Genomic DNA, 26470 nt, shown 5'->3' with positions numbered 1-26470 from the left:
CAACCAACAAAGGCCCACCAGGGCGGGCCGGCCTGCTCTCAGGCCACGCCCGATTTTAGGGGGACGAAATGAACGGCCTCCAGCACCGTGTGCTGAACGCCTGCGGCGGTTTTGTCAATGACCACCAGGTTCTGCCGACCGGCCACGGTGTGCGCAGGCGCCACCAGCCGACCACCGACCGCCAGCTGTTCGACCCAGGCCGCCGGAATGTCCTCGCCTCCCGCTGCGGCGATGATGGCCGCGTAGGGAGCGCCCTGGGCAAACCCGAGCATGCCGTCACCGAACAGCAGATGGACGTTCGACAACCGGAACGGCCGAAGGTTCTCACGGGCCTTTTCATGCAGGCCGCGCAGCCGCTCGATGGTATAGACCTCGCGTGACACATGGCTCAGCACCGCAGCCTGGTAACCACAGCCCGTGCCGATCTCCAGCACGCGCCCGAGCCGCTCGCTGCGCCCCTGGCAGATCAACTCGACCATGCGGGCCACCACGCTCGGCTTGGAGATCGTCTGCGCCAGCCCGATGGGCAGGCTGGTGTCTTCGTAGGCCTGGCCCGCGAGTGCGGTGTCGACAAAACGGTGGCGTTCGACCGCGCCCATGGCGGCCAGCACGGCCGGGTGCGACACCCCTTGCGCCTGCAAGCGCCGCACCATGGCCGAACGGACCGCCTGGGAGTCCATGCCGACGCCCCCGGGGGACGATGCCACGGCCGGGCCTGGCGCTGCACGCCCCGGGCCACCTGCCAGCGCCGAACGCGGCTGGCCGCCCGACGAGGATGCGGCCGGGGAGCCCGCTGTCGGCAGGCGGGCCGGGAAACCCGGCCGGGGCCGCGGAGCGGGCGCGGGCGGCGTGTGGCGCTTCAACGCGCCCCCCCGCCCAGTTGTGCGGCGAAAGGCGCCCAGTACGGCAGCCGATCGTGGTCGGTCAGGTCGATCTGCAGCGGCGTGATGCTCACGAACCCCTGGGCCGTGGCGTGGAAATCGGTGCCTTCGGCCGCGTCCATGGCCGGCCCCGCGCTGCCGATCCAGTACATGGTCTCGCCGCGCGGGCTGGGCTGCGTGATCACCGGTTCGGCCGCGTGCCGGCGCCCGAGCCGGGCCACCTTGACCCCCTGGAGTTCGGCCAGCGGCCGGTTGGGAATGTTGACATTGAGCAGCCACGGGGCGCTGCGGCGACCGGGCTCGGCCAGCGACGGCAGCAACTGGCGCACCAGCTCGGCGGCTTTTTCGGCGGCGGCATCCAGGTGCGCCCAGCCCTTTTCGGTCTGCGAGAACGCGATCGCCGGGATGCCGAAGAGGTAGCCTTCCATCGCCGCCCCCACGGTGCCGGAATAGAGCGTGTCGTCGCCCATGTTGGCGCCGTTGTTGATGCCGGAAACCACCAGATCGGGCTTGTAATCGAGCAGCCCCGTCAGCGCGATGTGCACACAGTCTGCCGGGGTGCCGTTCACATAGCGGAAGCCGTTGGCCGCCCGGTGCACGTACAGCGGCGAATGCAGCGTCAGCGCATTGGATTTGGCGCTGTTGTTCTGCTCGGGCGCCACCACCTCCACATCGGCCAGGGGTTGGAGTGCTTCGTACAGGGCCACGATGCCGGGCGCCTGGTAGCCGTCGTCGTTGGCGATGAGGATTTTCATCCCCCGATTCTAGGGAAACGCGCCGCCCTTTTTGGCCACGGGGCGACGGTCTCCCCGCCCGGCAGCGGGTCACGGCGGCGACAAAACCGCGGGACTGCACGGGTCCGGTATCGGGGGGCCCTGCCTATCATGCGGACCACCGGTGCCCAAGCGGGGCACCCCACAAGGAGACCAACCGATGCATGCCTGGCTGTGCGAGAACCCCGTGGGCGTGGAAGCCCTGACCTGGAAAGAGCTGCCGACCCCCGAACCCAAGGCGGGCGAGGTGCTGATCGAGATCAAGGCCGCAAGCCTGAACTTCCCCGATCTGCTGATCGTGCAGAACAAATACCAGATGAAACCGCCCCTGCCCTTCGTGCCGGGTTCGGAATACGCCGGCGTGGTGCGGGCCGTGGGCGAAGGCGTCCAGCACCTGAAAGTGGGCCAGAACGTGGCCTGCCTCAGCGGCACGGGCGGTTTCGGCACCCACACGCTGGCCCCGGCGGCACTGTGCATGCCGCTGCCCGATGGCTTCGGCCATGTCGACGCGGCGGCCTTCATCATGATCTACGCCACCTCGTACCACGCGCTGATCGACCGCGCCGCCCTCAAGGCCGGCGAAACGGTACTCATTCTGGGCGCCGCCGGGGGTGTGGGCACCGCGGCGATCCAGATCGCCAAAGCCACCGGCGCGCGGGTCATCGCGGCCGCTTCCACCGACGAAAAGTGCGCGCTGTGCCGCGAGTTGGGCGCCGACGAGACCATCAACTACAGCGTGCACACGCCGCAGGGCACGCTGCGCGACGAAATCAAGCGCCTGACCGGCGGCAACGGCCCCGATGTGATCTACGACCCGGTCGGTGGGGATTTCGCCGAACCGGCGTTCCGCTCCATCGCCTGGCGCGGCCGCTACCTGGTGGTGGGCTTCGCCAGCGGCCCCATCCCCAACCTGCCGCTGAACCTGCCCTTGCTCAAGGGTGCCAGCCTGGTGGGCGTGTTCTGGGGCAATTTCGCCAAGAACGAGCCGAAGGCCAATGCCCAGATGATGCAGACACTGGCCGGCATGTACCTCCAGAGCCAGATCAAGCCCGTGATCGACCAGACCCTGCCCATGAGCGAGCTGTCCAAGGCCTACGCAATCATGGGATCGCGCGCCGTCAAGGGCAAGCTGGTGCTGGTGAACTGAGACCCCTTAAAGCGGCGCCAACCCGCTCGGCGGCGCCTGCAGCACCTCCTGCAGCAACCGGTCGAGCTCGGCCGCCTCCACCGGTTTGTGCAGCACCGCGGCGAACAGGCTGTCGAGCAGATCAGCGGGCACTTCGTTGACGTGCCCGCTCATCAGCACGATGGGCGGCGGCGAAGCGGTGGCGCGGATGCGCTGGGCCAGCCCCACCCCGTCGAGCCGCGGCATGGACTGGTCGGTCAGCACCAGGTCGAAATGTTTGCCGCTCTGCGAGAACTGCAGCCAGGCTTCCTCGCCATCGCGCGAGCGTGTGACGATCCAGCCCTGGCGCTCCAGCAGCGCGCACCAGGCGTGGCGCACCAGTTGGTCGTCGTCCACGAACAGGATGCTGCGCCCCTGCCCCACCCCGCCGCCAGGCAGGGTGACGGGCGGCACCTGGGCCTCGCGCCGGCTGGCCGGCAGGTAGATGAAGAACGTGGCGCCCTCCCCGGGCACGCTGCTCAAGCCGATGGCGCCGCCATGTCGCGCCACGATGCCCTGGGCCACCGACAGCCCCAGGCCCGTGCCCCGGCCTTTGCCCTTGGTGGTGAAAAACGGCTCGAACACCCGGTCTTTGAGCGCGTCGTCGATCCCCGGACCGTGATCGCTCACCGCCAGCACCAGGTAGCTGCCGGGCGGCAGTTCGGCCGTGCCCGGCGGCGGCAGTTCACTGGCGGCCGTGGGCAGTTCCAGCGCATCCAGGGACAGATCGATGCGCCCTTTGCCGCCCATGGCATCGGCCGCATTGATGAGCAAGTTGACCATGACCTGTTGCAGTTGCGTGGGGTCTGCATCGACCTCATCGTCATCGAGCCGGTAGTGAATCACCAGTTCGCAGTCCTTGGTCAGGCCCGAGGCCACCATCTGCCGGGTTTCTTCGATCAAGCCGGCCCAGTGCAGACGCCGCAGTTTGGGGGCCGACTGGCGGCCGAATGCCAGCAACTGGCGCATCAGGCCATCGGCGTAGCGACTGGCCTTCAGGGCCTGCTGCAGGGCCTCGTGGCTGGGGTGCTCGGTGTCCAGGTCTTCCGCCGCCAGCCGCACCCAGCCCGTGATGGCCGCCAGCGAATTGTTGAAGTCGTGGGCAATGCCACCGGTCAGGCGACCCAGGGCTTCGGTCTTCTGGCTCTGCATCAGCTGGTTCTGCAGCACTTCCTGCCGTTCATGCGCCTCGCGCTGCTCTTCCACGTCGTTGCGGACGCGGTCCAGCAGGTTGTTGATGCCGCTGGCCAGGGTCGTGATCTCGTCGCTGCCGGACACCCCGCCCACCCGCGACGTCGGCGTGACCCCCTCCGCCGTCACCCGTTGCAGGTCGGCATGCAGTTGCAGCAGCCGGCGCAGCACCAGGCGGTTCAGCAGCCAGACCAGCAACACCGCCGCCAGCAGCCCGGCCAGCACCGCCAGCAACATGCCCTGCCCGGTCAGAGCACGCCCCCGTTGGGCCATGGTGTCGTCCAGCGCGAGCGTCAGTTCGGCCACGGGCTGGCGCCGGTAGTCGCGCAGGATCGAATGCAGCACCGGCCGGCCGTCTGCGCCCGCCAGCACATGCGAATCTTCGTCGACCCCGTCGGCCAGACCAAAGGCCAGGCCCACCTGGGTCATGAGCACCTCCCCCAGGCGCTCGATTTCCGGGGCATCCAGATGTCGGACCAGCACCAGCGCGCCCTTCGGGCCAGCCTCTGGCCGGGCCGGGTCGTGGATCGCCACCGCCGCCACCAGGTCGAGCCGGTCGTTCGCCACCTGGTAGGTCCGGATGCTGGCCGTGGCCTCGGGGCGCGAGAGCATGGCCACCGCCAGCGCCCGGGCCGCGGCGGTCTGGGCGGCCGGCAAGGCCGTCACCTGCCCGCTCGGGTCGCGAACCGCCGAATCCAGCAGGCGGGCCCCGCCGTCGAACACCATCACCTGCGACAACCGCAGGTACCCCATGTTTTCAGGCCCGAAGTTGCTGTGGAAGAAACCCGGATTGCGCCCTTCCGCATAGGCCGCCGCCTCGCCCCACCAGGCGTAGTCGCGCGCGTTGTTTTCCAGGGCCTGCAACTGCTGGTCCAGCACGCGGCGGGCACGCTCGCCCTCCAGATGCGCACGGTCGTGCTCCAGCGTCGCGAAGGCGTTTGAGACGATGTGTCGGGCTCCGAGCATGGCCCCGAACGCGGCCAGCCCGACGACGACGAGAACCACCGCCCAGGCTTTGTGTTGCAGTTTCATAGACCTCCGACTCATCGACCGCCGGCCCGCCTGCTTGAGCCGTCTCCACGCGCCAACCGTGACAAGTTTGGCGCCGGAGACATGTTTGTGCCCTCAGTCGAACACGATTTCGGCGCGCCGCTCGTGCGCCTGGGCCATCCAGCTGGCCAGCGCGGCGTCCGACGGGAAGAACAGCGCCCGGTCATCCAGCGCCATTTCGCATTGCGCACCGGGGCGCTGCAGCGCCAGCCGGACCGGCAATCCACGCACCAGATCGCCCTGTTCGGTGTCTTCGCGGCGCGGCGGGAAATCCCGCACCAGTTGCGCCACCGCCGGGGCGTGGCCATTGACCGCCACGCGAAGGTACTTGCCGAAACGGCAGCGTGCCGACGGCAGGTCCCAGATGTGCTGGATTTTCAGGCGCAACCCGCCCGAAAAGCGGTCGGGCTGGGCCAGTGCCTGCACGATGATCAGCTCGTCTTCCTTGAGCAGGTTGCGGTGCTGGTTGATCAGGTTCTCGTCGGCACTGACCTCGAACACCGCCGAGCGGTCATCGAGCTTGAAAAACGCCAGCTTGCCCCGCTGACCGTTGATGACCCGGAAATCCGACACGATGCCGGCCAGCAGCACCGGGTCGCGGCTTTCCTTCACGTCGGCCAGCGCCGTGCGCACGAAGCGGCGCACTTCGGCCTGCACTTCGTCGAACAGGTGGCCCGAAAAGTAAAAGCCGATGGCGGTCTTTTCGTGCGACAGGCACTCTTTGACACCCCAGGGCACGGTGGTCACGAGGTCGGGCTCCTGGGTGCTGGAGCCGTGCCCGTCGTCGCCCAGCATGTCGAACAGGCCACCCTGGTTGGCGTTGGCCTGGGTGGCGGCGGCGTATTCGAAAGCGACGTCGATCGATGCCAGCAGTTCGGCCCGGTTCAGGTGCAGGGCGTCAAACGCGCCGGCCTTGACCAGGGCTTCCACCGTGCGCTTGTTCAGACGCGAGCGGTCCACCCGCAGGCAGAAATTGAACAGGCTGGTGAAGGGGCCGGTTTCCTGCCCGTTGGGGCCTTCGCCCCGACCTTCGCGGGCCGCCACAATGGCTTCGATGGCCTGCTGGCCCGTGCCCTTGATCGCGCCCAGCCCATAACGCACCACCTTGTCGGTCACCGGCTCGAAGCGGTAGACCCCGCGGTTGACGTCGGGTGGCTCGAAGCTGATGCCCATCTTCAGCGCGTCTTCCCACAACACCTTGAGCTTGTCGGTGTCGTCCATTTCCACCGTCATGTTCGCGCAGAAGAACTCGGCGGTGTAGTGGACCTTGAGCCAGGCCGTGTGATAGGCCAGCAGCGAGTAGGCGGCCGCGTGCGACTTGTTGAAGCCGTAGCCCGCGAACTTTTCCATCAGGTCGAAGACCTCGTCGGCCTTCTCCTGGGTGATGCCGTGGGTGGCCAGGGCACCGGCGCGGAACTTCTCGCGGTGCTCGGCCATTTCTTCGGCCTTCTTCTTGCCCATGGCGCGGCGCAGCAAGTCGGCGCCGCCCAGCGAGTAGCCGCCCAGGATCTGCGCGGTCTGCATCACCTGTTCCTGGTAGACCATGATGCCGTAGGTCTCGCTCAGCATCTCGGCCACGGCCGGGTGCGGATAGTCCACCGTCTCGCGCCCGTGCTTGCGCGCCACGAAGCTGGGGATCAGGTCCATCGGGCCCGGCCGGTACAGCGCGTTCAGCGCGATCAGGTCTTCCAGCCGGCTGGGCTTGGCGTCGCGCAGCATGCCCTGCATGCCGCGGCTTTCAAACTGGAACACGGCTTCGGTCTGGCCCTTGGAGAACAGCGCGTAGACCGCCTTGTCGTCCAGCGGGATGTCCTCGAAGCGGAAGTGCTCCTGGCCCTTGTGGCGCTTCATGATGAACTCGCGCGCGATCTCCAGGATGGTCAGCGTGGCCAGCCCCAGAAAGTCGAACTTCACCAGGCCGATGGCTTCGACGTCGTCCTTGTCGTACTGGCTCACCGCCGATTCGCTGCCCGGCTGCATGTAGAGCGGACAGAAATCGGTCAGCTTGCCCGGCGCGATCAGCACGCCCCCGGCGTGCATGCCGATGTTGCGCGTCATGCCTTCGAGCTTCTGCGCCAGCTCGATCAGGGTCCGGACTTCCTCCTCCTTCTCGATGCGCTCTGCCAGGATGGGCTCCATCTCGATGGCGTAGTTGTTCTTGTCGCCTTCTTTCTTGGGCACCGGCGGGTACTGCAGCGTCACGCTCATGCCCGGCTTGTTGGGCACCAGCTTGGAGATGCCGTCGCAGAAGCCGTAGGACAGGTCCAGCACGCGACCCACGTCGCGAATGGCCGCGCGCGCGGCCATGGTGCCGAAGGTGGCGATCTGGCTCACCGCGTTCTTGCCGTAGCGGTCCTTCACGTAATCGATCACCCGGTCGCGGTTGGCCTGGCAGAAGTCGATGTCGAAGTCGGGCATGGACACCCGCTCCGGGTTCAGGAAGCGTTCGAACAGCAGGTTGTACTGCAGCGGGTCCAGGTCGGTGATGAGCAGGGCATAGGCCACCAGCGAACCGGCGCCCGAGCCCCGGCCCGGCCCCACCGGACAGCCGTTTTCCTTGGCCCACTGGATGAAGTCCGACACGATGAGGAAGTAGCCCGGGAACCCCATCTTCAGGATGGTGTTGAGCTCGAATTCCAGCCGCTCCACGTAGCGTGGGCGCTCTTTCTCGCGCACCGCCTGGTCGGGGAACAGGTGCTTCAGGCGCCCTTCCAGCCCTTCGAAGGAGACGTGGCGGAAATAGTCCTCGGTGGACAGCACCTGCCCGTTGACCGGCGGGATCGGGAAGTTCGGCAACTGCGGCTTGCCCAGCACCAGGGTCAGGTTGCAGCGTTTGGCGATCTCGGCCGTGTTGGCCACGGCCGATGGCAGGTCGGCAAACAGCGCGGCCATCTCGGCCGCCGACTTGAAATACTGCTCGCGCGTGAACCGGCGGATGCGCCGGCTGTTGCCCAGGATTTCCCCTTCGGCAATGCACACCCGCGCCTCGTGCGCCTCGTAATCGTCGGGCTCCAGGAACTGCACCGGGTGCGTGGCCACGACGGGCAGGCGCAAGCGAGCCGCCAGTTCCACGGCGGCGGCCACATGGCGCTCGTCGTCGGCGCGACCGGCGCGCTGCAACTCGATGTAAAACCGGTGAGGAAACAGGCCCGCCAGTTGCAGCGCCACACCGGCGGCGCGCGCGGCGTCACCGGCCATCAGCGCCTGCCCGACCGGCCCGGCCTGGGCGCCCGCGATCAGGATCAGCCCGGCGCCCAGCTCTTCGAGCCATTCCCGCTTGAGCAGCGGCACATCGCGCACCACATTGCTGGTCCAGGCGCGCGCAATCAGCTCGCTCAGGTTCAGGTAACCCTGTTTGTCCTGCACCAGCAGCAGCACCCGCGGCGGTGGCAGTTGCGGGCCGGCCGACGGCAGCCCGGGCGGGCCGCCGGCTTCGATGCCGAACCCCTGCAGCGCCACCTCGGCGCCCAGCACCGGTTTGACGCCCGCGCCCCGGGCGGTTTTGTAGAACTTGACCCCGCCAAACAGGTTGTGCAGATCGGTCATGCCCAGGGCGGGCTGGCCGTCGGCTGCGGCGGCGGCCACCACCTCGTCGATGCGTGTGGTGCCATCGACCACGGAAAACTCGGTATGCAGACGCAGGTGAACAAACATGCCGCGATGATGCCACCGCACCGTACCGGATGGCGGAATGCCGCAGGTATTATCCGGACAGATCGCCACCTCCCAAGCCACCGATGACCGCCTCCTCCCCGACCGACCCGGCTCCTGCGCACGCGCCCCAGCCTTCTGCCAGCCTGCCCTGCGACGTACTGGTGATCGGGGGCGGCCCGGCCGGTTCGACCGTGGCGGCCCTGCTGGCCGAAAAAGGCCACCACGTGGTGGTGCTCGACAAGGACCGGCACCCGCGCTTTCACATCGGCGAATCGTTGCTGCCGGCCAACCTGCCGCTGTTCGAGCGCATGGGCATCGCCGACGAGATCCGGGCCATCGGCATGCACAAGCCGGGTGCGGAGTTCGTCTCGCCCCACCACGAACACACCCAGACCTTTCTGTTCGCCGAAGCCTGGGACAAGTCCATGCCCGCCGCCTACCAGGTCAAGCGCGCCGAATTCGACCAGGTGCTGCTGCGCAACGCGGTGCGTCGCGGCGCCGAGGTGCACGAAGGCACGCGGGCCACGGCGGTCGAATTCGACGCCAGGCACCAGGCCCGGGTGACCGCGCGGCGCGACGACGGCAGCGAGGTGGTCTGGCAGGCACGCTTCCTGATCGACGCCTCCGGGCGCGACACCTTCATGGCCAGCCGGCTGCGCATCAAGCACCGCAACCCGCGCCACAACAGCGCCGCCGTCTATGCGCACTTCCGCCACGCCCGCCGCCACGAAGGCGCCAGCGAGGGCAACATCTCCATCTTCTGGTTCGAGCACGGGTGGTTCTGGTTCATCCCCATGACCGACGACACCACCAGCGTGGGCATGGTGACCTGGCCTTACCACATGAAGACCCGCCAGGGCCGCAGCCTCGACCAGTTCCTGATGGACAACATCGCCTCCTGCCCCAAGCTGCAGCAGCGGCTGGCGCAGGCCGAGCGCATGACTGCCGTGGAAGCCACCGGCAACTTCTCCTACGTCGCCGAGCGCAACCACGGCCCCGGTTATCTGATGCTGGGCGATGCCTTCGCCTTCATCGACCCGGTGTTCTCCTCCGGCGTATGGCTGGCCATGCACAGCGGCGTGATCGGCGCCGAAACGGTCGACACCTGCCTGCGCCAGCCGGCCCAGGCGGCGGCCGCGATGCGCCGCTTCGACCGCGCCATGCGCCACGGTCCGCGCGAGTTCTCGTGGTTCATCTACCGGGTCACCAACCCCATCATGCGGGACTTCTTCATGTACCCGAAGAACGTGCTGCGCATGAAGGAGGCGCTGTTGTCGGTGCTGGCCGGCGATGTCTTCGGCACCACCCCGATCTGGCGCTCCCTGTGGCTGTTCAAAGGGCTGTACTACAGCTCCAATCTGCTGCAGCCGCGCCGCGCCTTCGCGGCCTGGCGGCGTCGGCGCGCCAACATCCGCCCGGTCGACGACCCGGCCGTCTCCACCTGAGGCCCGCAGCCCCATGAAGCGTTCATCTTTTGCCTGTGTGCTGGCGGCCCTGGCGCTGGCCCGCACCGGTTTTGCCGCCGAGGACAAGCCCCTCTGGGAAGTTGGCCTGGGCGTGGGCGCGGTCAGTTTCCCGGCCTACCGGGGGTCCGACCAGTCCCAGCAGTACGTGCTGCCGACCCCGTATTTCATCTACCACGGCCGTTTTCTCAAGGCCGACCGCCACGGCGTGCGCGGGCAGCTGTTCGCCTCGGACCGGGTCGACCTGACCGTCTCGGGCGCGCTCTCGCCGCCGGCCCCGAGCCGCCGCATCGACGCCCGCGCGGGTATGCCCGACCTGGAAGCCAACTTCGAGATCGGCCCCGAACTGGACCTCACGCTCTGGACCGCCGAGAACCAGCGCCGGCAGCTCAAGCTCCAGTTGCCGCTGCGCGTGGCCCACACCCTGGACCGCGACGTGCGCAACATCGGCTGGGTGTTCCACCCCAAGCTCAATCTCGACCTGCAGGACCTGCCCGGCCTGCCGGGCTGGAACGTCGGCCTTCAGGCCGGCCCGCTGTTCGGCGACCGCCGCCAGCACCAGTACTTCTATGGCGTCGATGCCGCCTACGCCACCCCCGACCGGCCGGCCTACCGCGCCGGTGCCGGGTTTGCCGGCATGCAGTACCTGGCGGCCATCTCGCGGCGCTACGACCGCTACTGGATCGGCGCATTCCTGCGCTACGACAACCTGTCCGGCGCCACCTTCGCCGACAGCCCGCTGGTGCGCACCCGCCATTACGTGGCGGGCGGGGTGGCCATCTCCTGGATCCTCGGCCAGTCGTCCACCCGCGTCGTGGCCGATGACTGAGCGCGCCCGGCAGCGCGGGCCGCTGTGGCCGCTCTACGAACGGCTGGCCATGCTGGTCGGCCTGGGCAGCCTGGCGCTGCTGTGCCTGACCTGGCTGCCCTTCGCCGCGTTGCTGCACCCGCTGCTGCCCCGCCAGGCCGGCCAGTGGCTGGGCCGCCGCGTCATCGCGTGCGCGTTCCGCTTCTACCTGGGCCTGCTGTCGCTGCTGTGCGCCTGCCGCTTCGAACTCGACGCGCTGGACCGGCTGCGCGACGAAAAGTCGCTGATCATCGTGGCCAACCACCCCTCGCTGCTCGACGCGGTGCTGCTCGCGTCGCGCCTGCCCAACGCGGTGTGCGTGATGAAGGCCAGCCTGCTCGACAACCTGCTCTTCGGGGCTGCGGCCCGGCTGGCGCGCTATGTCGGCAACGGCAGCGCCCACCACATCGTCAAACGCAGCTGCCGCAGCCTGGCCGAAGGCGCGCAACTGGTGCTGTTTCCCGAAAGCTCGCGCACGAAGCACTTTCCGCTCGACCCCCTCGACCCGACGGCGGCGCTGATCGCCCGCCGCTCCGGCGTGCCGCTGCAGACCGTGCTGCTGGAGTTCTCCACGCCCTACCTGGGCAAGGACTGGCCGCTCTGGCGCCCCCCGGTGCTGCCCCTGCGCTGCACGGCGCGGCTGGGCCAGCGCTTTCAGGTCACGACCGAACACCATGCCTTCACCGCCGGGCTGGAGCAGTACTTCCGCGCCGAGCTGGCCACCCCCCGTCATGACTGAGCATCCGCCGCCGCAAGCCACCCCCTCCACCAGCCACCTGGTGCTGATCCCCTGCTACAACCCGGGCCGCACTGTCGTGGACACCGTGCGACAGGCCCGCCAGCAGTGGAACCCGGTCTGGGTGGTGGTGGACGGCAGCACCGACGGCAGCACCGCCCGGCTGCGGGAGCTGGCCGCCGACGACCCGGGGCTGCAGGTGCTGGAGCTGCCCGTCAACCAGGGCAAGGGCGCCGCCGTTCTGGAAGGCATCCGCCGCGCCCAGGCCCAGGGCTTCACCCATGCGCTGACGATGGACGCGGACGGCCAGCACCCGGCGGCCCTCATTCCCGCCTTCATGGCCGCCTCGCAGCGGGCGGCCGGCGCCATGGTGCTGGGCAAGCCCGTGTTCGGCCCCGAAGCCCCCGCGCTGCGCGTCAACGGCCGCAAGGTGTCCAACGGCTGGGCCAACCTGGAAACCCTGTGGATGGGCGTGGGCGACTCACTGTACGGGTTCCGCGTCTACCCCATCGCGCCGCTGCGGCGGATCATGGAAGGCACCCGCTTCATGCGCCGCTTCGACTTCGACCCCGAGGCCGTCGTACGGCTGTGCTGGGCCGGTGTGCGGCCGATCAACATCGACGCCCCCGTGCGCTACCTGAGCGCCGAGGAAGGCGGTGTTTCCCACTTCAAATACCTGCGCGACAACGCGCTGCTGACGGGGATGCACACGCGCCTGTTCCTGGGCTTCGTGCTGCGCCTGCCCCTGCTGATCGCCCGGCGCCTGCGCCAGGCGGGCCAGAGAACCTGACATTCACCGAAGGGAGCCCGAACATGAACGATTCCCGGCGCTTGGGCGCCATGGTCGACAGTGACCGCCTGCGCGGCTATTTCGAGGGCGAAGACGAACGCCGGCGCATCACCCGCGCCCTGTTCGACGAAGGCGCCAGCGGCTACGACCACGCCGAAAGCCTCACCGCCCTGGGCAGCGGCGCCTGGTACCGGCGCCAGGTGCTGCAACGCGCCGGCTTGCGCGAAGGCATGACGCTGCTCGACGTCGCCGCCGGCACCGGTCTGGTGACGGTGGCCGGGCACGCGCTGACCGGCCCCAGCGGCCGGGTCATCGCGCTCGACCCCTCGCCCGGCATGCTGGCCGAGCTGAAGAAGAAACTGTCGGTCGAGACCCTGGAGGCCTACGCCGAGGCGATTCCGCTGCCCGACGCGGAGGTCGACTTCCTCTCCATGGGTTACGCGCTGCGGCACGTGGGCGATCTGGACCGCGCCTTCGCCGAATACCGGCGCGTGCTCAAGCCCGGCGGGCAAGTCTGCCTGATGGAAATCAGCCGCCCGGCCAGCCGCCTGCAGCGCACCCTGCTGGGCTTCCACATCGGCGCCGTGGTACCTGCCCTGGCCCGCCTCAGCGGGCGCCACGCCGACATCAAGCGCCTCTGGCGCTACTACGGCGACACCATCGAAGCCGCCCTGGCCCCGCAACCGATCCTGGACGCGCTGCAGCGCGCCGGTTTCACCGACGTCAAGTGCTCGGTGACCCTGGGCATGTTCCGGGAATACACCGCCCGAAAACCATGAGCGCGAACGAGGTCTTCCTCGTCGCCATGCTGATCATCTTCAGCCTGCCGTGGCTGGTCTGGCGGCTGTGCCGCACCGACTACTTCGCGCCGCTGGTGGTGGTGCAGATCGTCATGGGCATCCTGCTCGGCCCCGGCGTGCTGGGCCGCTGGTTTCCGGACTACCACGCCTGGGTGTTTGCGCCGCCCGTGGTGCAGGCGCTCAACGGCCTGGCCCTGTGGGCGGTGATGCTGTTCGTCATGATCGCCGGCACCGAACTCGATCTGGGCCAGGCCTGGCGGCACCGCCGCGAAAGCGGTATCACGGCCGGCCTGGCGCTGGGTGTACCGCTGCTGCTGGGCTGCGCCGCCGCCGGCGTGCTGCTGCACCTGCCCGGCTGGGTCGGCGAGGCGGCGCAGGGCTGGCAGTTCGTACTGGGCATCGGCATGGCCTGCGCGGTGACCGCGCTGCCGATCCTGATCCTGCTGATGGAAAAGCTGCAGTTGCTGCGCCAGCCGCTGGGCCAGCGCATCCTGCGCTACGCCAGCCTGGACGACATCGCCGTCTGGGGCCTGCTGGCCCTGATCCTCATGGACTGGAGCCGGGTCGGCCGGCAGGCGCTGTTCCTGGCCGGCTTTGCCCTGGCCGCCTGGGGGTTTCGCCGCCTGATGGTGCGGCTGCCCGAGGCCGACCGCTGGCACGTGGCCCTGATCTGGCTGGCCCTGTGCGGCTTCACCGCCGACTGGGCCGGGCTGCACTACATGGTGGGCGCGTTTCTGGCCGGTGCGGTGCTGGAAGCGGCCTGGTTCGACCAGGCGCGGCTGGACCAGTTGCGCCACCACGTGCTGCTGGTGCTGATGCCGGTGTTCTTCCTGTCCACCGGCCTGCGCACCGGCTGGTCGGTCGGTGGCGGCGAGGTTTTCGCGGCGGCGGCGCTGCTGCTCGGAGCCACGGTCGCCGGCAAACTGCTGGGCGTGCACCTGGCCGGCCGGGTGCTGGGCTGGCCGGCGGGCGAGGCGCCCATCATCGGCTGGCTGCTGCAGACCAAGGCGCTGATCATGATCATCTTTGCCAACATCCTGCTGGACCGCCAGATCATCACCAGCGCCAGCTTCACCGCCCTGCTGCTGATGGCCGTGGCCAGCACCATGCTCACCACGCCGATGGTGGCGCCGCGTCTGGCCAACCGGCGGGCACCCTGAGCCCGGCCGGCGCCGTCAGAGCATGGCGCCGTTGATCGAGATCACCTGGCCCGAGATGTAAGCCGCCTGGTCCGAGGCCAGAAAAGCCACCAGGTCGGCCACCTCGCGGGGCTGGCCCACGCGCTGCATGGGCACCAGCCGCTTGACCGCGTCGGCGTCGAACTGGCCGTCGATCATGCCGGTGGCGATCAGCCCCGGGGCCACCACGTTGACGGTGACCCCGCGGCTGGCCACCTCCTGCGCCAGCGACTTGCTGGCCGCGTGCAGCGCCCCTTTGGCCGCCGAATAGTTGACCTGCCCGCGGTTGCCGGCCAGCGCCGCCACCGACGACAGGCTGATGATGCGGCCCCAGCGGGTGCGCAGCATGGGCAGGGTCAGCGGCTGGGTCACGTTGAAAAAACCGCCCAGCGAGACATCGACCACCCGGTCCCACTGCGCCCCGCTCATGCCCGGAAACACGGCGTCGTCGTGGATGCCCGCGTTGTTCACCAGGATCTGGATCGGCCCTGCCGCCAGCAAGGCTTCCAGCCCGGCTGCGGTGGCGGCGCGGTCGGCCACATCGAAGGCGATGGCCTCGGCCCGGCCGCCCTGCGCCTGGATGCGCGCGACCAGCGCCTGGGCCCGCTCCAGCCCCCGGTGCGCGTGCACGATGACGTGGTGCCCGTCGGCCGCCAGGCGCTCGCAGATGGCCGCGCCGATGCCGCCGCTGCCGCCGGTGACCAGCGCGCGGCGGACAGGAGCGGGGGACGTCGGGGCGGTGGCAGCGTTCATGGCAACAAAAGGAAATGCGGTCAGGTCAGACGGGCCGCGTCCAGCACCACCGAGGCGCGGCCTTCGAGCAGGCAGCGGCCCGCAGCCGACACGGTGAACTGGTAGAGGATGACGCTGTCGTCGCCCGAGAGGCGTTCGGCCTGCACCAGCAGCTCGTCGGCCACGTCGTCCAGGCGGTCCGCGTGCAGGCGCACTCCGCGCACGCTGGCCAGGTAGCCCACACCCAGCGGCGCGCCATCGGCCGCCAGCAGCACGCCATGCACGGCCATGGCCTGGGCCGCGTATTCGATGCCCGCCGCCACGCCCAGGCGCCCCGCCTCACGCAGCGGATGGTCCGGGGCGGTGTGGCCGGTGGCGCGGCAACGCACGCGCTGGGCGTCCCAGTCGAGCACCGCGTCCAGCAGGCACATGCGGCCCTGGTGCGGAATGTGGGCGGCGATCCAGTCGCGGTTCAGCACGGCGCGATCTCGATGTCCAGCGGCTCGCCCGGCAACTGTTCCATGACCAGGCTGGCCGCCTGCCCCTGCGCCAGCGCGGCCAGCGCCGGCAGCAGGCGCAAGGCGGGAAACGCCTGGCGCAGCGCTTCGAGCCCCGCCTGCGGCAGGCGCGCCACGGCGGCGGCGCTGTCCGCAGGCCCCACGGCCAGGCGGGCCAGCGAACGCCCGGTGTGTGCCGGGGTCAGCAGCAGCGCCAGCCCGGCCGCGTCGGGGAACGGCCGCGTCGCGTGCAGCGGCTCGGGGTATTCGCTGTCGTAGCACACCAGCAGCACGGGCACCTGGTCGACCTGAACCTGCGCCAGCGCATCGAGCAGGCCCGCGCCCAGGCTGGCGTCGTGCGCGCACAGCACCTGGCACGGCGCCATGCTGCGCGTGGCGATGCCCCAGTAACCCGCCGCCGCGTTGTGCACCGAGTTGTGAAAACGGGTGGGCGAGACCTGGCGGTCGTCACCGGCCAGCTGTTCACACAGCGCGTGGCAGTTGTGGCCATCGGCCTCGGAGGCGGCGAACACCGTGGCCAGCGTCGCCGCGTCGGCGCCCGCGTGTTCCACGGCCTGCTGCCCCAGCGCCAGGGCCAGACGGATGACGCGGCTGGCACGGCGGCGTTCGGCCGGCGGCAGCAGCGCCGGGGCCGGCAGCACCGACGGCGCCTGCGCGTGGGCCTGCCGGCCGGCGAGCACCGCGGCGGCGGTCGGCCAGTCGGGCAGGCCGGGGGCGATCAGGCCGATGCCCTCGATCCAGCCCTGCAGGGGCGATGCGGGGTTCATGCGGACCTCCCGAGCACGAGCGCGCAATTGCTGCCGCCAAAACCGAACGAATTGCTCAGCACGGTGCGCAGCGGGGCCGGCGCGCCGGTCAGGCGGTAGTCGAGTGCCGCCGCTGGGTCCACCACCTGGGTGCCCGGGCTGCCCGGCAGCCAGCCTTCTGTCAGGGCCAGCCAGCCGATCACGGCCTCCACCGCGCCGGCCGCGCCCAGGGTGTGGCCGGTCGCGCCTTTGGTGGAACTGCAGGGCACGCCGCTGCCGAACAGGGCCGCCACCGCCAGGCCTTCGGCCGCGTCGTTGGCCACCGTGGCCGTGCCGTGCAGGTTGATGTAGTCGATGGCCGACGCCTCCAGCCCGGCCGAACGCAGGGCGGTGGCCATGGCCTGGCGCGCGCCCAGCCCTTCGGGGTGGGGCGCCGACATGTGGTACGCGTCGCTGGACTCGCCCACCCCGAGCAGGTGCACGCCGCCGGGCGCTTCGCCCGCCCCCGGGCGTTCGAGCAGCGCGAAGGCCGCGCCCTCGGCGACCGAGATGCCGTCGCGCGCCGCGTCGTAGGGCCGGCAGGGCTGGCGCGAAGTCAGTTGCAGCGACGCGAAGCCGTACAGGGTGGTCAGGCACAGGCTGTCGACCCCGCCGACCACGGCGGCGTCCAACTGGCCCAGCGCGATCTGCCGCGCCGCGGCGGCAAACACCTTGGCGCTGGACGAACAGGCGGTGGAAATCGTCAGCGCCAGCCCCTCGGCGCCGAGGTAGCGGCGCACCGCGTCGGTCACCGAAAACGGGTTGTGCGAGCCGTGGTGCACGAAGCCGGACGGCAGCGCCCCGGTGGCGGGATGGCGCTGGCGATAGGCGATCTCGGTCTCGAGAATGCCCGAGGTGCTGGTGCCCAGGAACACCCCGACGCGGTGGGCACCCTGGCGGCGCACCGCGTCGCGCACGCGATCGGCAAACCCGTCGGTTTCGAGGGCCAGCACGGCCAGCCGGTTGTTGCGGCAGTCGTGCTCGCGCAGCGCGGGCGGCAGGTGGCAGGCGTCCACGCCGGCCACCTCGCCGGCCCAGGTGTCGAGCACCACGGTTTCGAACTGGCAGGGGCGCAGGCCGCTGCGCCCGTCGCGCAGGGCCTGGCGGTGGGCGTCCAGACCCTGTCCGAGACAGGTGGTCAGCGTGCAGGCAGATAGCTGGAGAGGCGACACGGAAACTCGCTGGCAAAAACGGCAGCGCCCCTGGGCGGGACGCCGGAGACGCCCCTCGGGAGCGCGGTGACAGGGAGGCGATCTTAGGCGATGGCGGGGGCGGCGTCTTCGGGCAGGGCCCGGCACACCAGCATCACATTGGCAAACGGCAGCGCGCCGTTCATGTCGAGGCTTTCCACCGCGAAGCCCTCCTGCTGCAGCAGCGCGCGCCAGTCGGCCAGCGGCCGGGCATAGAGGCGCGGCAGCCGGTGCCCGCGCAGGAAGGTCACCACGTGGTCGACCCAGGTCGACAGCGCGAACGGCCAGCCGGCGGCCTCGTCGCCGACGCGGGTGACGAACAGCCCGCCGGGCCCGATCGCGCGCCGGATGCGTCGGACCACCTGGCGCTGGCGCTCGTGGTCGAAGTAGTGCAGCGCGTCGAGGATGGTCACCACGTCGCAGCGGCCGAAATCCACCGCATTCATGTCGCCCTGCTCCACCCGCACCAGCGGGTGGTCGGCGCCGAACGCCTGCCGGGCACGCCACACGTCGCGTGGCATCAGCTCCACACCGCGCAGCCGCACCGGCCGGGGCGGTGGTGGCCAGTCGGCCGGCCAGCGGCCGTCGGCGTGCTGTTCGGCGGCCGCGAGCAGCCACGCGAACAGGCTGCCCTGGCCGCAGCCGAGATCGAGCACATCGGGCCGCGCGGGCAGCAGGCCGCGGCGCAGCAGTTCCGCGAAGATCGCGTCGCCGCCGAGTTTGCCGCGCGCGTAGTGGTAGGCAAACCGGTCGGCGCGGCGAAAACGCTCGCAGGCGCGCGCCAGCAGTCCGTCGGGAAGGGCCGAAAACGGGGTCAATCCAGCTCCTCGTGAAGGGTGGCGGTCGCCAACCCCTGGGTCTGCAGCCGCTCGGCCAGCACCGGCAACAGGGCCAGCAGCAGGGGCTGGCCCTCGGTCGTGCGGGCGGCGTGGCCGTCGTGCAGCAAAAGGATGTCGCCATCCCCGAGCCCCCGCGTCAGGCGCGCCAGCACCGTGTCCGCGTGGGGGTTGCGCGTGTCGTAGCCACGGCGCGTCCAGGACGCCAGGCGCAGCCCCAGGCCGGCCAGCACCGGGTCGAGAAAGGGGTTGCGCAGCCCGGCGGTCGGGCGGAAAAAGCGCGGCGCCTGCCCGCTCAGGTCCGACAGCACGGCCTGCGCCTGCGCAATGTCGGCGCGCATGCGGCCCGGGCCGAACAGCGAAAAGGCGTGCGAATGGCTGTGGCCGTGGTTCTCCACGCGGTGGCCGCGGGCGACGATCTCCCGGCACAGCGCCGGGTGGCGCTGCGCGCGGTGTCCGATGAGGAAAAAGCTGGCGCGCAGGCCCAGGGCATCGAGCTGGTCGAGCACCCGCGGCGTGACCTCGGGATCGGGTCCGTCGTCGATGGTCAGCGCGACCCGCCCCGCCCCCGCCGTGCGCGGCGGCAGGTGGGTGATGTTGGCCCCCAGCCACGAGGAGCGTGGCAACAGGCTCGCCGTGGTGATCAGTGCGTGGTTGGCGGCCACCGCACCCAGCGCCCAGGGCCAAGCCGACGGCACCGCGACGACACCCAGCACGGCGGCGCCATGGACCACGCCCGAGAGCCGCAGCAACGGGCTGGGCGTCCAGCGGGACGGCGGCGCCGGGCGCACGTTCACCGCCAACCCGCCAGAAAGCGCTGCCACAGGGGCAGCCAGGCCGACCAATCGTGCCCGCCATCGACCTCGTGCGCCACGGCGCGCGGCAACCACGCCATCAGGTCGCGCATGGCCCCGGCAAAACGGTCGTCGCGGCCCCAGCCGACAAAACAGGGCAGGTCCGGCCGGCCGGCACGCAGGTCGTGCCAGAGACAGAACTCCGGGTCGGCCTGCTGGGCGGCGCTCGGCTGCCAGGCGTCGAGCCCGCCGGCCTGGGCCAGGGCGTTGTGGGTCAGGCGGCTGCCGGTGTACGGCGCGAGCAGGCACAGGCCCGCCAGCCCGTCGGGCTCGCGCTGGGCCGCGCGCAGCGCCAGCAGCCCGCCCAGGGAAATGCCGCCGAGCCACAGCTCGTGATGCCGCCGCCGCAGCGGCCGCAGCACCGTGTGCACAAGCGCTTCGGTCGCGGCATCCCCGGTGGTGGGGTCGAGATGCAGGTCGGGCACATGCAGGGTCAGCGGCGACCGGGCTTGCGCCAGGGTGGCCGGCAAGCCGGCCTGCTCCACGTGTTCGGGCGACATCTGCGCCCCGGGCAGCAGCACCAGCGCGCGCGGGGCGTCCGGCCCGAAGCTCAGGCCCTTCATGCCGTCTGCCCGCCGCGCGGGGGCGGCATGAAGGCCGCCGAAAGCAGCAGGGTCAGCAGCACCCCCGGCGCCACGGTGACCCCCATGGCGCGCAGCACGGGCACGTGGGACACCGCCAGCGCGCCGAAACCGATCACGGTGGTCAGCACCGCCACGCTCATGGACAGCCACAGGTCGGGCGTCAGCCCGCCTTCCTCCTGGACCTGATCGAAGAACAGCGCGTAGTTGGACCCGATGGCCACGATCAGCAACAGCCCGACCAGGTGCATCAGGTGCAGCGGGGTGCCGGTCGCGTGCATCGTGGCGGCCACCAAGGCCACCGCCAGCAGCAGCGGCGTGACCACCCGCGCCAGGCGCCGCAGCGAACGCAGCGTGAAGGCCAGCAGCGCGATCACCGCCAGCACGCCGCCCAGCGACAGGCCCATCGCTTGGTCGAGGTAGCTCGCATAGATGCCTTCGAACTCGCCCTTGAGGTCGACCAGCACCGCGCCGGTCCCGGCGAGGGCCTGCGCCAGGCGCTCGACCGGCACCTCGGCCTCGGCCGCGCCGTGGGGCGGACGCAGCGGCAGCACCGCGTTCCAGCGCCCGTCGGGGGTGCGGTTCATGAGCGCGTCCACGGCCAGCGCCATGGCGGTGCCGTCCAGATCGGCGCGGGTCAGCGGGCCGGCCTGCCGGGCCGCCTGCACATCGTCGAGAAAACCGCCCAGGCGGGTGGCCGGCAGCGGCGCGTCGACCAGGGCCTGCGCCAGGGCCGGTGCCAGCACTTCACGCGGCGGCAGCGCCGCCAGGCGCGCGGCCTGGGTGCGTTCGCTCGGCAGGAAACGGGCCGGGCTGTCGTAGCCGCCGATCAGGCCCTGCGCCACCAGCGCATCCAGGCGCTGGCCGGCCTGCTCGGCCGCCTGCAGGACCGCTTCGCGGTCGGCGCCCGAGAGCAGCACCAGGTAGCGGGCGTCGGGGGCGCCGATGTCGGCGCGCAGGCGGGCATCGACCTGCGCCTCTTCGACGCTGACCGTGGACAGCGCCGACAGGTTGGTGCTCCACAGGCGCGGCCCCTGGAACGCCAGATAGCCCAGCGCCACCAGGGCGGCCACCACCAGCGGCCAGCGCAGCACCGCCGCCTGCGAAAGCCAGCCCTGGGTGATGCGCGCCAGCGCCCCGGGCGGCGGCACCTGCAGGCGTTCGCCCGCCAGCACCGGCAGCACATGGCGCGTGACCACCGCGGCCACCACCACCCCCGTCACCGCGTACAGCCCGAGCTGGGCCAGGCCGGGAAAGCCGGCCAGCATCAGCACCGAGAAACCGGCCACCGAGGTCAGCACCCCGAGCCGGATGGTGGGCCAGAACCGCTCGCGCCAGCCCTGCACGCCCACCCGTCCGGCCTGGACGAAGTAATAAATGGCGTAGTCCACCCCTTCGCCGATGAGGGCGGCCCCGAAACCGAGCGTGATGCCGTGAATGCTGCCGTAGGCCAGCGCCACCACCGCGGCCGCGACGATGGCACCACTGACCACCGGCAGCATGCCCAGCGCCAGCATGCGCGGCGAGCGGCAGATCACCAGCAACAACAGCCCGATGCCGATGCCGCTGATCAGCGAAATGCGTTCGATGGCGTCGCGCACCGTCGCGCGCGCCTGCACGGCGAACATCCCGGGGCCCGACAGCACCAGCCGCAGGCCCGACAGGGCCGGCTGCGCCTGCAGGCGGGCAAAGGTGTCCTGCACCGCCGCGATGGCCTGGGCCTGGCCGTCGGTGTCGGCGCCGCCGGCGCGGGTCTGCGCCAGCAACAGGGCGCGCTCGCCGTCGGGCGACGACCAGACGCCGTGGCGGGTCGGGGGTTCGCCGCCGGCCTGCATGCCGGTGAGCACCTCGACCAGTTCGGCCGTGGGGTCGCGCAGCACATAGGGTTTGAACAGCTGCCCCATGGGCGACGAGACCAGATCGATGGCGTTGGCCACCGCGTCGCGCAAGCTGGCCACCTCGAAACGCCCGGGCGCGACCCGGGGGCTGAGGTGGTAGCGGAAACGCAGCAGAAAGTCGCGCTCGGCCGACAGGCCGTCGAGCTCACCGTTCTGCACGCTGGCGTAAAGATCGCTGGCGGTCAGTGCCTGGCGCAGGTCCCTGGAAGCCTGGGCGCGCTGATCGTCGCTGCCGCCTTCGATCGCCACCATGAGCAGGCGCGAGACCGAACCATCCTTCATCTGGTCGACCAGCAGGCGCTGCTCGGCCGTCGGCGACGACGGCAGGAAAAACGACATGTCGGCCACGAAGCGTGTCTGCGTGAGCACGGCCAGGCCGGCCAGCATGGCCATGGCCCAGAGCACGAGCTTGAAAACGGCGGCTTTCACGGCGTCACGGTCCGGTGATGGGCTCGATGCTCAGCTCGGAGCGGTCGCCATCGGCCTGCAAGTACTCGATGCGCCGCACCTGCTGGCCCTTGCCCTGCACGGTGATGCGCTGCAGCAGCGCCGTGACCGCCGGCGCCAGCGGCGTCAGTTGCAGCGACCATTCGGCCGGCGTGCCGCTGAGGGCAAGCCGGAAATGGCGCTCCAGCGCCGCGCGGTCGCCCGCGAGTGTGCTGCGCACGCTTTCCACGAAGGCCTGCGCTTCCGGGCGGCTGGCCACATTGAGGGTCATGCGGCGGCCGTCCATGCGTTCGAAGCTCACGTAGTCGCCGTCGAGGATCACGGTGTCCAGCCGCGGCGACAGCGTGCGCTTCTCCAGCCGAGAGGGCGGCGTGAAGCTCATCTCGCCGCTGGATTGCACGGGCTTGTCCAGCAGGGCCACGGTGCGGGTTTCCACGAAACGCGCCTTGCCGCCCTTCTGCTGGGCCAGGTTCTTCATGAGGTCGTCGATGTCGAACGCGGCATGCGCCGCCAGCGAGAGGCCGGCGAGACACACGGCGAGCAGGATTCGGAAGGTCATGGATGGCGCCAGAAATCGTAGAAATTGAACCAGTTGTCGGGGGCGGCCCGGGTGTAGCGCTCCAGCATGGCCACGTAGCGGTCCAGGGCCTGGTCGATCGCCGCCTGGCGGCGTTCGCGCGGCACGTCGCTGAAGTCGGCCAGCGGCTCGAAATGCAGCCGGTAGCGGTTGCCGCCCAGGTACAGCCCGGTCATGAAGAACACCGGCCGCCGCAGCATCGCCGCCAGGCGCCAGGGTCCGATGGGAAAGCGGGCTGCCTCGCCCAGAAACGGGCGCAACGCGCCGAGCTCGTCCCCCACCGACCGGTCCGCCAGGATGCCCACCAGGCAGCCTTCGTCCAGCCGGTCGCGCAGTGTGATCATGGCGTCCAGCTGGCCGAGCGGGATGATATCTTGCACCACCGCCGGGTTGATGGCCTGCAGCGTCGCGTTGATCTTGCGGGCGTTGTCCTCGAACATGGCCATGGCCACGCGCAGGCCCGCGCGTTCGCGGCCCATGGCGCGCATGACCTCGAAGCTTCCCAGGTGCGCCCCCACCAGCAGGGCCCCGGGTCCGGCGGCGCAGGCCGCCAGCAGCGCGGGCGCGCCGTGCACATCCACCGCAAAGTCGCGCTCGCGCCCGCCCAGCAGGAACACGCGGTCGTGCACGGTGCTGGCAAAACTGAACATGTGGCGGTAGCGCTCGGCCCAGGTGGCGGGCCGGCCCAACGCGCGCGCCAGGTAATCGCGGCTGGCGCGGCGGGCGCGACCGGCGAACAGCAGGTAGTAGGCGGCGATGCCGCGCAGGATCGCGCGGCCGAAGCGGCGGCCGAAGGTCCGCGACAGCCAGACCATCAGCCGCAGCACCCAGGCATGGCTGCGCTCGCGCTGCTGCGTCCAGTCGGGTCCGGCCACCGCCTTCATGCGCCGGGCGCTTGCAGCACGCCCGCGGCCACGGCGTCGGTGCCACAACGGATGTGGAATGCCCAGGCACCGGTCGCGGTCGGCTCGCAATGCAGCTCCAGCGTCTCGCCGGGCACGACCGGCCGCAGGAACTTGGCCCGCACCACCTGCCAGCCCGGCTGCCTGCCTTGGACCCCCTGCAGCAGCAGGATCACGCGGTCCAGCAGCACGACCCCTGGCACGATGGGCCGCCCCGGAAAGTGCCCGGCCAGGGCCGGGTGGTCGGCCGGCACGGTCCATTCAGCGTGTGGCATCCGGCGCCTTTCCCGACACGTGCTGCCCATACAGTTGTTCCAGCGCGCAGCGCGGCAGCTTGCCGGCGCTGTTGCGGGGCAGGCTGTCCAGCAAGACCAGGGGGCGCGGCAGAAAGACAGCGTCCAGGCGCTCGCGCAGCGCGGCCATGATCGCTTCGCGCGTGCGCCCCGGCGCCACGACGAAAGCACTCAGGCGCCCCACCCGGTCGACCTCATCGTCGTGGGGCAGGAAGAAAGCACCGTCCAGCACACCGTCGATCGCCGTCAGTTGGTGATTCAGGTAAGCCAGCGAGGTGCGCTTGCCGGCCAGGTTGACCATGTCGGCATGGCGGCCGAGCAGTTCGAAGCGGCCGTCGGGCTCGCAACGGATCAGGTCGGCCAGCGGCACACGGCCTTCGACGTGGCCGCCATGCGCCCAGGTCAGGCTGTCACCGGCGGTCTGCGCCAGCGCCACACCGGTCATCAGGCGCCAGACCGGGCCGTCGGTGGTGCGCCGCGTGGCCAGTTGCGACGATTCGGTGGAGCCGTAGATTTCGTGCACCGGCGCGCCGGTCAGCGCCTCGGTGCGCGCCGCCAGTTCCGGCGCCAGCGGTGCGGTGGCCGACAACCAGAGATCGACGGCCGGCAGCGCCACCTCGGCCGCCATCACGCTGGCCAGGTGAAAGGGGGTGGTGACCACCATGCGCGGACGCGGCACGGCCGCCAGCGCCTCGACCAGGTCCTGCGGAAAAAAGGGTTTGCCACTCCAGAATCCGCAGCCGCCGTGCAGGGCCAGCAGAAAGGTCGATTCGAACCCGTAGCTGTGCTGCGCCGGCACCGTGCCGACCAGCGCGTGTGGACGCTGGTCCAGCCCCAGGGCCTGCGCCTCGGCACGCCCGTTGGCCACCAGCTTGCCCCAGGTCTTGGCGTGCGGCTGCGGCAGGCCGGTGGAGCCCGAGGTGAACAGCACGGCGACCGTGCGCTCCACCGGGATGAGTGGCATGGCGGGCTCGGCCGCCAGCGACAGCCCGTCCAGCGCCGGCCAGGCCAGCGCCGCCATGCCCGGCACCGTCACCGGCGCTTCACCGACCAGCAGCGCGCCCGGATGGCTCTGCGCCAGTTGGCGCAGGGTTTCGGCCGACTGCGACGAAGGTTGCAGGCTGACCCGCCCGCTGACCGCGCAGGCCCCCAGCAGCACCGCAAAGTGGTAGCGGTCTTCGCACAGGTTCACCACCCAGGGGTGGCCTTCGGGCAGCCAGGCGGCCAGCGCGAGCACATGCCGCACATAGTCCGCCACAGTGACGGGGCCCTGCGGCCGCCAGGCCAGGATGTCCTGGGGCGAACGATCGGAGACCAGGGGCCAGTAGGAAGCGGGGGAAGCACTCATGAACGAGGGGTGTCGTGGGGAGCGGGTTGCCGGCCCAGGCGGCCGCGCTCGCGGTACGCGCGCACGATCGCCTGCAGCGAAGGCCGGTCTTCGGGCGGCAACACGCGCTGGCGGATCCCCATTTCAACCAGGAACATGAGGCCCACCAGCGGCCCGGTCAGCAGGTTGGCGTGGACCGACCAGACTTCGGTCGGCGCCCAGGCGAAGAGCAACGTCGACACCAGCGCGTTGACCAGGAAGAACACGGTCCAGGCCCAGGTGACGCCGCGCGTGTAGCGCTGCTTGCGCGGCGAGATGCCGTGGCCGAAGATCAGCCGCGCCATGCCGGTGACCACCGGCTCATGGCCGGGCAGCAGCGAGCGCCCGAACCAGTGGGCGAGCGCCAGATGGGCGCCCAGGTGTTGCAGGTAGTACAGCCACGCCAGGTTGCCCCGCAGCCAGTGCCAGTGCCGCAGCAACAGGGCGCCGGTCAGCACCACGACGCCCACCACGGCCGCGCTGCGGGCCCCGCGCGGCAGGGGCAATTGCCAGGCCAGCAACAACAGCGCCAGCCCGAGGGGGGCCACGGCGACCACCGCATGCAGATCGGCCGGCCCGATGCCCAGGCTGGCCAGGTGGGCCGACAGCACCCAGCCCAGCAGCAGCAGGCCCATCAGCGGCGCCTGCCACCTTGCCGAACCGGCCGAAGCGCTCATTGCGTGCGGTGTTCGGCAATGTGCGCCGTGAGCGAGCGCAGCGAAGCGAAGATCTGCTGGTTCTGCTCGTTGTCGGACTTGAGCTGGAACCCATAGCGCTTGGACACCACCAGCGCCACTTCCAGCATGTCGATCGAATCGAGCCCCAGACCATCGCCGTAGAGCGGCTCGTCCGGATCGACCTCGGCGGGCTGGACTTCGAGATTGAGCGCCTCGATCACCAGGGCCGCCACTTCTGGCAGCAGCAGGTCGACGGAAGGAAATGGGGGGTTCTGCGTCATGGCGG

Annotated in this window: 25 protein-coding genes; 7 read left to right on the top strand and 18 right to left on the bottom strand. The window is 70.5% G+C overall.

What is annotated here, in order from left to right; translation table 11 throughout:
* Positions 1-38: 38 nt before the first annotated feature.
* On the bottom strand, positions 39-863 hold the full coding sequence (locus L0977_RS01040) for a protein-L-isoaspartate(D-aspartate) O-methyltransferase (RefSeq protein ID WP_234262770.1): 825 nt from the start codon (positions 861-863) through the stop codon (positions 39-41).
* Positions 860-1636 (bottom strand): 5'/3'-nucleotidase SurE, encoded by a 777-nt coding sequence (surE, locus tag L0977_RS01035; protein WP_234262769.1) that lies wholly within the window; start codon positions 1634-1636, stop codon positions 860-862. The genes L0977_RS01040 and surE overlap by 4 nt, the downstream gene beginning before the upstream one ends.
* Before the next feature lie 178 nt (positions 1637-1814).
* Between surE and L0977_RS01030 the strand changes: the two genes are divergently transcribed.
* Positions 1815-2801: an NADPH:quinone oxidoreductase family protein gene (locus L0977_RS01030; RefSeq protein WP_234262768.1), complete on the top strand. Its 987-nt coding sequence runs from the start codon at positions 1815-1817 to the stop codon at positions 2799-2801.
* 6 nt (positions 2802-2807) lie between these two features.
* On the opposite strand, the gene L0977_RS01025 is transcribed toward L0977_RS01030, so the two are convergent.
* Together L0977_RS01025 and dnaE are read right to left on the bottom strand one after the other, a co-directional pair.
* Positions 2808-5042: an ATP-binding protein gene (locus L0977_RS01025; protein WP_234262767.1), complete on the bottom strand. Its 2235-nt coding sequence runs from the start codon at positions 5040-5042 to the stop codon at positions 2808-2810.
* 93 nt (positions 5043-5135) lie between these two features.
* Positions 5136-8714: a DNA polymerase III subunit alpha gene (gene dnaE / locus L0977_RS01020; RefSeq protein ID WP_234262766.1), complete on the bottom strand. Its 3579-nt coding sequence runs from the start codon at positions 8712-8714 to the stop codon at positions 5136-5138.
* Between the two features lie 83 nt (positions 8715-8797).
* Between dnaE and L0977_RS01015 the strand changes: the two genes are divergently transcribed.
* The 6 genes from L0977_RS01015 to L0977_RS00990 are packed head-to-tail and all read left to right on the top strand — an operon-like array spanning position 8798 to position 14510.
* The gene (locus tag L0977_RS01015) at positions 8798-10159 is read left to right on the top strand and encodes an NAD(P)/FAD-dependent oxidoreductase (protein ID WP_234262765.1); all 1362 of its coding nucleotides are present in this window, start codon (positions 8798-8800) and stop codon (positions 10157-10159) included.
* Positions 10160-10172: 13 nt separating this feature from the next.
* The gene (locus L0977_RS01010; RefSeq protein ID WP_234262764.1) at positions 10173-11006 is read left to right on the top strand and encodes a MipA/OmpV family protein; all 834 of its coding nucleotides are present in this window, start codon (positions 10173-10175) and stop codon (positions 11004-11006) included.
* Positions 10999-11763, top strand: coding sequence for a lysophospholipid acyltransferase family protein (locus L0977_RS01005; RefSeq protein ID WP_234262763.1), 765 nt, complete (start codon positions 10999-11001; stop codon positions 11761-11763). The genes L0977_RS01010 and L0977_RS01005 overlap by 8 nt, the downstream gene beginning before the upstream one ends.
* Positions 11756-12550, top strand: coding sequence for a glycosyltransferase family 2 protein (locus tag L0977_RS01000; RefSeq protein WP_234262762.1), 795 nt, complete (start codon positions 11756-11758; stop codon positions 12548-12550). The genes L0977_RS01005 and L0977_RS01000 overlap by 8 nt, the downstream gene beginning before the upstream one ends.
* A 23-nt stretch (positions 12551-12573) precedes the next feature.
* Entirely contained in the window at positions 12574-13329 is a 756-nt protein-coding gene (locus tag L0977_RS00995) for a class I SAM-dependent methyltransferase (RefSeq protein ID WP_234262761.1), read from the top strand.
* Complete coding sequence (locus tag L0977_RS00990; protein ID WP_234262760.1) at positions 13326-14510, top strand: cation:proton antiporter; 1185 nt, start codon at positions 13326-13328, stop codon at positions 14508-14510. Before L0977_RS00995 ends, L0977_RS00990 begins: the two co-directional genes overlap by 4 nt.
* A 15-nt stretch (positions 14511-14525) precedes the next feature.
* Here L0977_RS00990 and fabG read toward each other — a convergent pair whose 3' ends face one another.
* The 14 genes from fabG to L0977_RS00925 form a co-directional block, all read right to left on the bottom strand.
* Positions 14526-15281, bottom strand: a complete 756-nt coding sequence (gene fabG, locus L0977_RS00985) for a 3-oxoacyl-ACP reductase FabG (protein WP_234262759.1) — start codon at positions 15279-15281, stop codon at positions 14526-14528.
* A gap of 20 nt (positions 15282-15301) precedes the next feature.
* Positions 15302-15691, bottom strand: coding sequence for a hydroxymyristoyl-ACP dehydratase (locus tag L0977_RS00980; RefSeq protein ID WP_234262948.1), 390 nt, complete (start codon positions 15689-15691; stop codon positions 15302-15304).
* A gap of 41 nt (positions 15692-15732) precedes the next feature.
* Positions 15733-16545: a beta-ketoacyl synthase chain length factor gene (locus tag L0977_RS00975; protein WP_234262758.1), complete on the bottom strand. Its 813-nt coding sequence runs from the start codon at positions 16543-16545 to the stop codon at positions 15733-15735.
* On the bottom strand, positions 16542-17735 hold the full coding sequence (locus tag L0977_RS00970; protein ID WP_234262757.1) for a beta-ketoacyl-[acyl-carrier-protein] synthase family protein: 1194 nt from the start codon (positions 17733-17735) through the stop codon (positions 16542-16544). Before L0977_RS00970 ends, L0977_RS00975 begins: the two co-directional genes overlap by 4 nt.
* A gap of 83 nt (positions 17736-17818) precedes the next feature.
* Positions 17819-18571, bottom strand: coding sequence for a class I SAM-dependent methyltransferase (locus L0977_RS00965; RefSeq protein WP_234262756.1), 753 nt, complete (start codon positions 18569-18571; stop codon positions 17819-17821).
* Positions 18568-19413: a polysaccharide deacetylase family protein gene (locus L0977_RS00960; RefSeq protein WP_234262755.1), complete on the bottom strand. Its 846-nt coding sequence runs from the start codon at positions 19411-19413 to the stop codon at positions 18568-18570. Before L0977_RS00960 ends, L0977_RS00965 begins: the two co-directional genes overlap by 4 nt.
* The gene (locus L0977_RS00955) at positions 19383-20006 is read right to left on the bottom strand and encodes an alpha/beta hydrolase-fold protein (protein ID WP_234262754.1); all 624 of its coding nucleotides are present in this window, start codon (positions 20004-20006) and stop codon (positions 19383-19385) included. Before L0977_RS00955 ends, L0977_RS00960 begins: the two co-directional genes overlap by 31 nt.
* The gene (locus L0977_RS00950) at positions 20003-22351 is read right to left on the bottom strand and encodes an MMPL family transporter (RefSeq protein ID WP_234262753.1); all 2349 of its coding nucleotides are present in this window, start codon (positions 22349-22351) and stop codon (positions 20003-20005) included. The genes L0977_RS00955 and L0977_RS00950 overlap by 4 nt, the downstream gene beginning before the upstream one ends.
* A gap of 4 nt (positions 22352-22355) precedes the next feature.
* Complete coding sequence (locus tag L0977_RS00945; protein ID WP_234262752.1) at positions 22356-22928, bottom strand: LolA-related protein; 573 nt, start codon at positions 22926-22928, stop codon at positions 22356-22358.
* Positions 22925-23830 carry an LpxL/LpxP family acyltransferase gene (locus tag L0977_RS00940; RefSeq protein ID WP_234262751.1) on the bottom strand — a complete coding sequence of 302 codons (906 nt, stop codon included), beginning with the start codon at positions 23828-23830 and terminating at the stop codon, positions 22925-22927. Before L0977_RS00940 ends, L0977_RS00945 begins: the two co-directional genes overlap by 4 nt.
* Positions 23827-24123: a 3-hydroxyacyl-ACP dehydratase FabZ family protein gene (locus tag L0977_RS25515; protein ID WP_326491034.1), complete on the bottom strand. Its 297-nt coding sequence runs from the start codon at positions 24121-24123 to the stop codon at positions 23827-23829. Before L0977_RS25515 ends, L0977_RS00940 begins: the two co-directional genes overlap by 4 nt.
* On the bottom strand, positions 24110-25489 hold the full coding sequence (locus tag L0977_RS00935; RefSeq protein WP_326491033.1) for an AMP-binding protein: 1380 nt from the start codon (positions 25487-25489) through the stop codon (positions 24110-24112). The genes L0977_RS25515 and L0977_RS00935 overlap by 14 nt, the downstream gene beginning before the upstream one ends.
* The gene (locus L0977_RS00930; protein WP_234262750.1) at positions 25486-26184 is read right to left on the bottom strand and encodes a hypothetical protein; all 699 of its coding nucleotides are present in this window, start codon (positions 26182-26184) and stop codon (positions 25486-25488) included. Before L0977_RS00930 ends, L0977_RS00935 begins: the two co-directional genes overlap by 4 nt.
* Positions 26181-26465, bottom strand: coding sequence for a phosphopantetheine-binding protein (locus L0977_RS00925; RefSeq protein ID WP_234262749.1), 285 nt, complete (start codon positions 26463-26465; stop codon positions 26181-26183). The genes L0977_RS00930 and L0977_RS00925 overlap by 4 nt, the downstream gene beginning before the upstream one ends.
* Positions 26466-26470 lie beyond the last annotated feature (5 nt).

Source organism: Hydrogenophaga sp. NFH-34, assembly GCF_021401345.1.
Lineage (GTDB): Bacteria > Pseudomonadota > Gammaproteobacteria > Burkholderiales > Burkholderiaceae_C > Hydrogenophaga > Hydrogenophaga electricum.
This window is presented reverse-complemented; position numbering and strand designations above follow the sequence as displayed.

Coding starts and splice junctions, on each gene's coding strand:
- surE (WP_234262769.1), bottom strand. CDS start 1,636: ATGAAAATCCTCATCGCCAACGACGACGGCTACCAGGCGCCCGGCATC.
- L0977_RS01030 (WP_234262768.1), top strand. CDS start 1,815: ATGCATGCCTGGCTGTGCGAGAACCCCGTGGGCGTGGAAGCCCTGACC.
- L0977_RS01025 (WP_234262767.1), bottom strand. CDS start 5,042: ATGAAACTGCAACACAAAGCCTGGGCGGTGGTTCTCGTCGTCGTCGGG.
- dnaE (WP_234262766.1), bottom strand. CDS start 8,714: ATGTTTGTTCACCTGCGTCTGCATACCGAGTTTTCCGTGGTCGATGGC.
- L0977_RS01015 (WP_234262765.1), top strand. CDS start 8,798: ATGACCGCCTCCTCCCCGACCGACCCGGCTCCTGCGCACGCGCCCCAG.
- L0977_RS01010 (WP_234262764.1), top strand. CDS start 10,173: ATGAAGCGTTCATCTTTTGCCTGTGTGCTGGCGGCCCTGGCGCTGGCC.
- L0977_RS01005 (WP_234262763.1), top strand. CDS start 10,999: ATGACTGAGCGCGCCCGGCAGCGCGGGCCGCTGTGGCCGCTCTACGAA.
- L0977_RS01000 (WP_234262762.1), top strand. CDS start 11,756: ATGACTGAGCATCCGCCGCCGCAAGCCACCCCCTCCACCAGCCACCTG.
- L0977_RS00995 (WP_234262761.1), top strand. CDS start 12,574: ATGAACGATTCCCGGCGCTTGGGCGCCATGGTCGACAGTGACCGCCTG.
- L0977_RS00990 (WP_234262760.1), top strand. CDS start 13,326: ATGAGCGCGAACGAGGTCTTCCTCGTCGCCATGCTGATCATCTTCAGC.
- fabG (WP_234262759.1), bottom strand. CDS start 15,281: ATGAACGCTGCCACCGCCCCGACGTCCCCCGCTCCTGTCCGCCGCGCG.
- L0977_RS00980 (WP_234262948.1), bottom strand. CDS start 15,691: ATGTGCCTGCTGGACGCGGTGCTCGACTGGGACGCCCAGCGCGTGCGT.
- L0977_RS00975 (WP_234262758.1), bottom strand. CDS start 16,545: ATGAACCCCGCATCGCCCCTGCAGGGCTGGATCGAGGGCATCGGCCTG.
- L0977_RS00955 (WP_234262754.1), bottom strand. CDS start 20,006: ATGAAGGGCCTGAGCTTCGGGCCGGACGCCCCGCGCGCGCTGGTGCTG.
- L0977_RS00945 (WP_234262752.1), bottom strand. CDS start 22,928: ATGACCTTCCGAATCCTGCTCGCCGTGTGTCTCGCCGGCCTCTCGCTG.
- L0977_RS00940 (WP_234262751.1), bottom strand. CDS start 23,830: ATGAAGGCGGTGGCCGGACCCGACTGGACGCAGCAGCGCGAGCGCAGC.
- L0977_RS25515 (WP_326491034.1), bottom strand. CDS start 24,123: ATGCCACACGCTGAATGGACCGTGCCGGCCGACCACCCGGCCCTGGCC.
- L0977_RS00935 (WP_326491033.1), bottom strand. CDS start 25,489: ATGAGTGCTTCCCCCGCTTCCTACTGGCCCCTGGTCTCCGATCGTTCG.
- L0977_RS00930 (WP_234262750.1), bottom strand. CDS start 26,184: ATGAGCGCTTCGGCCGGTTCGGCAAGGTGGCAGGCGCCGCTGATGGGC.
- L0977_RS00925 (WP_234262749.1), bottom strand. CDS start 26,465: ATGACGCAGAACCCCCCATTTCCTTCCGTCGACCTGCTGCTGCCAGAA.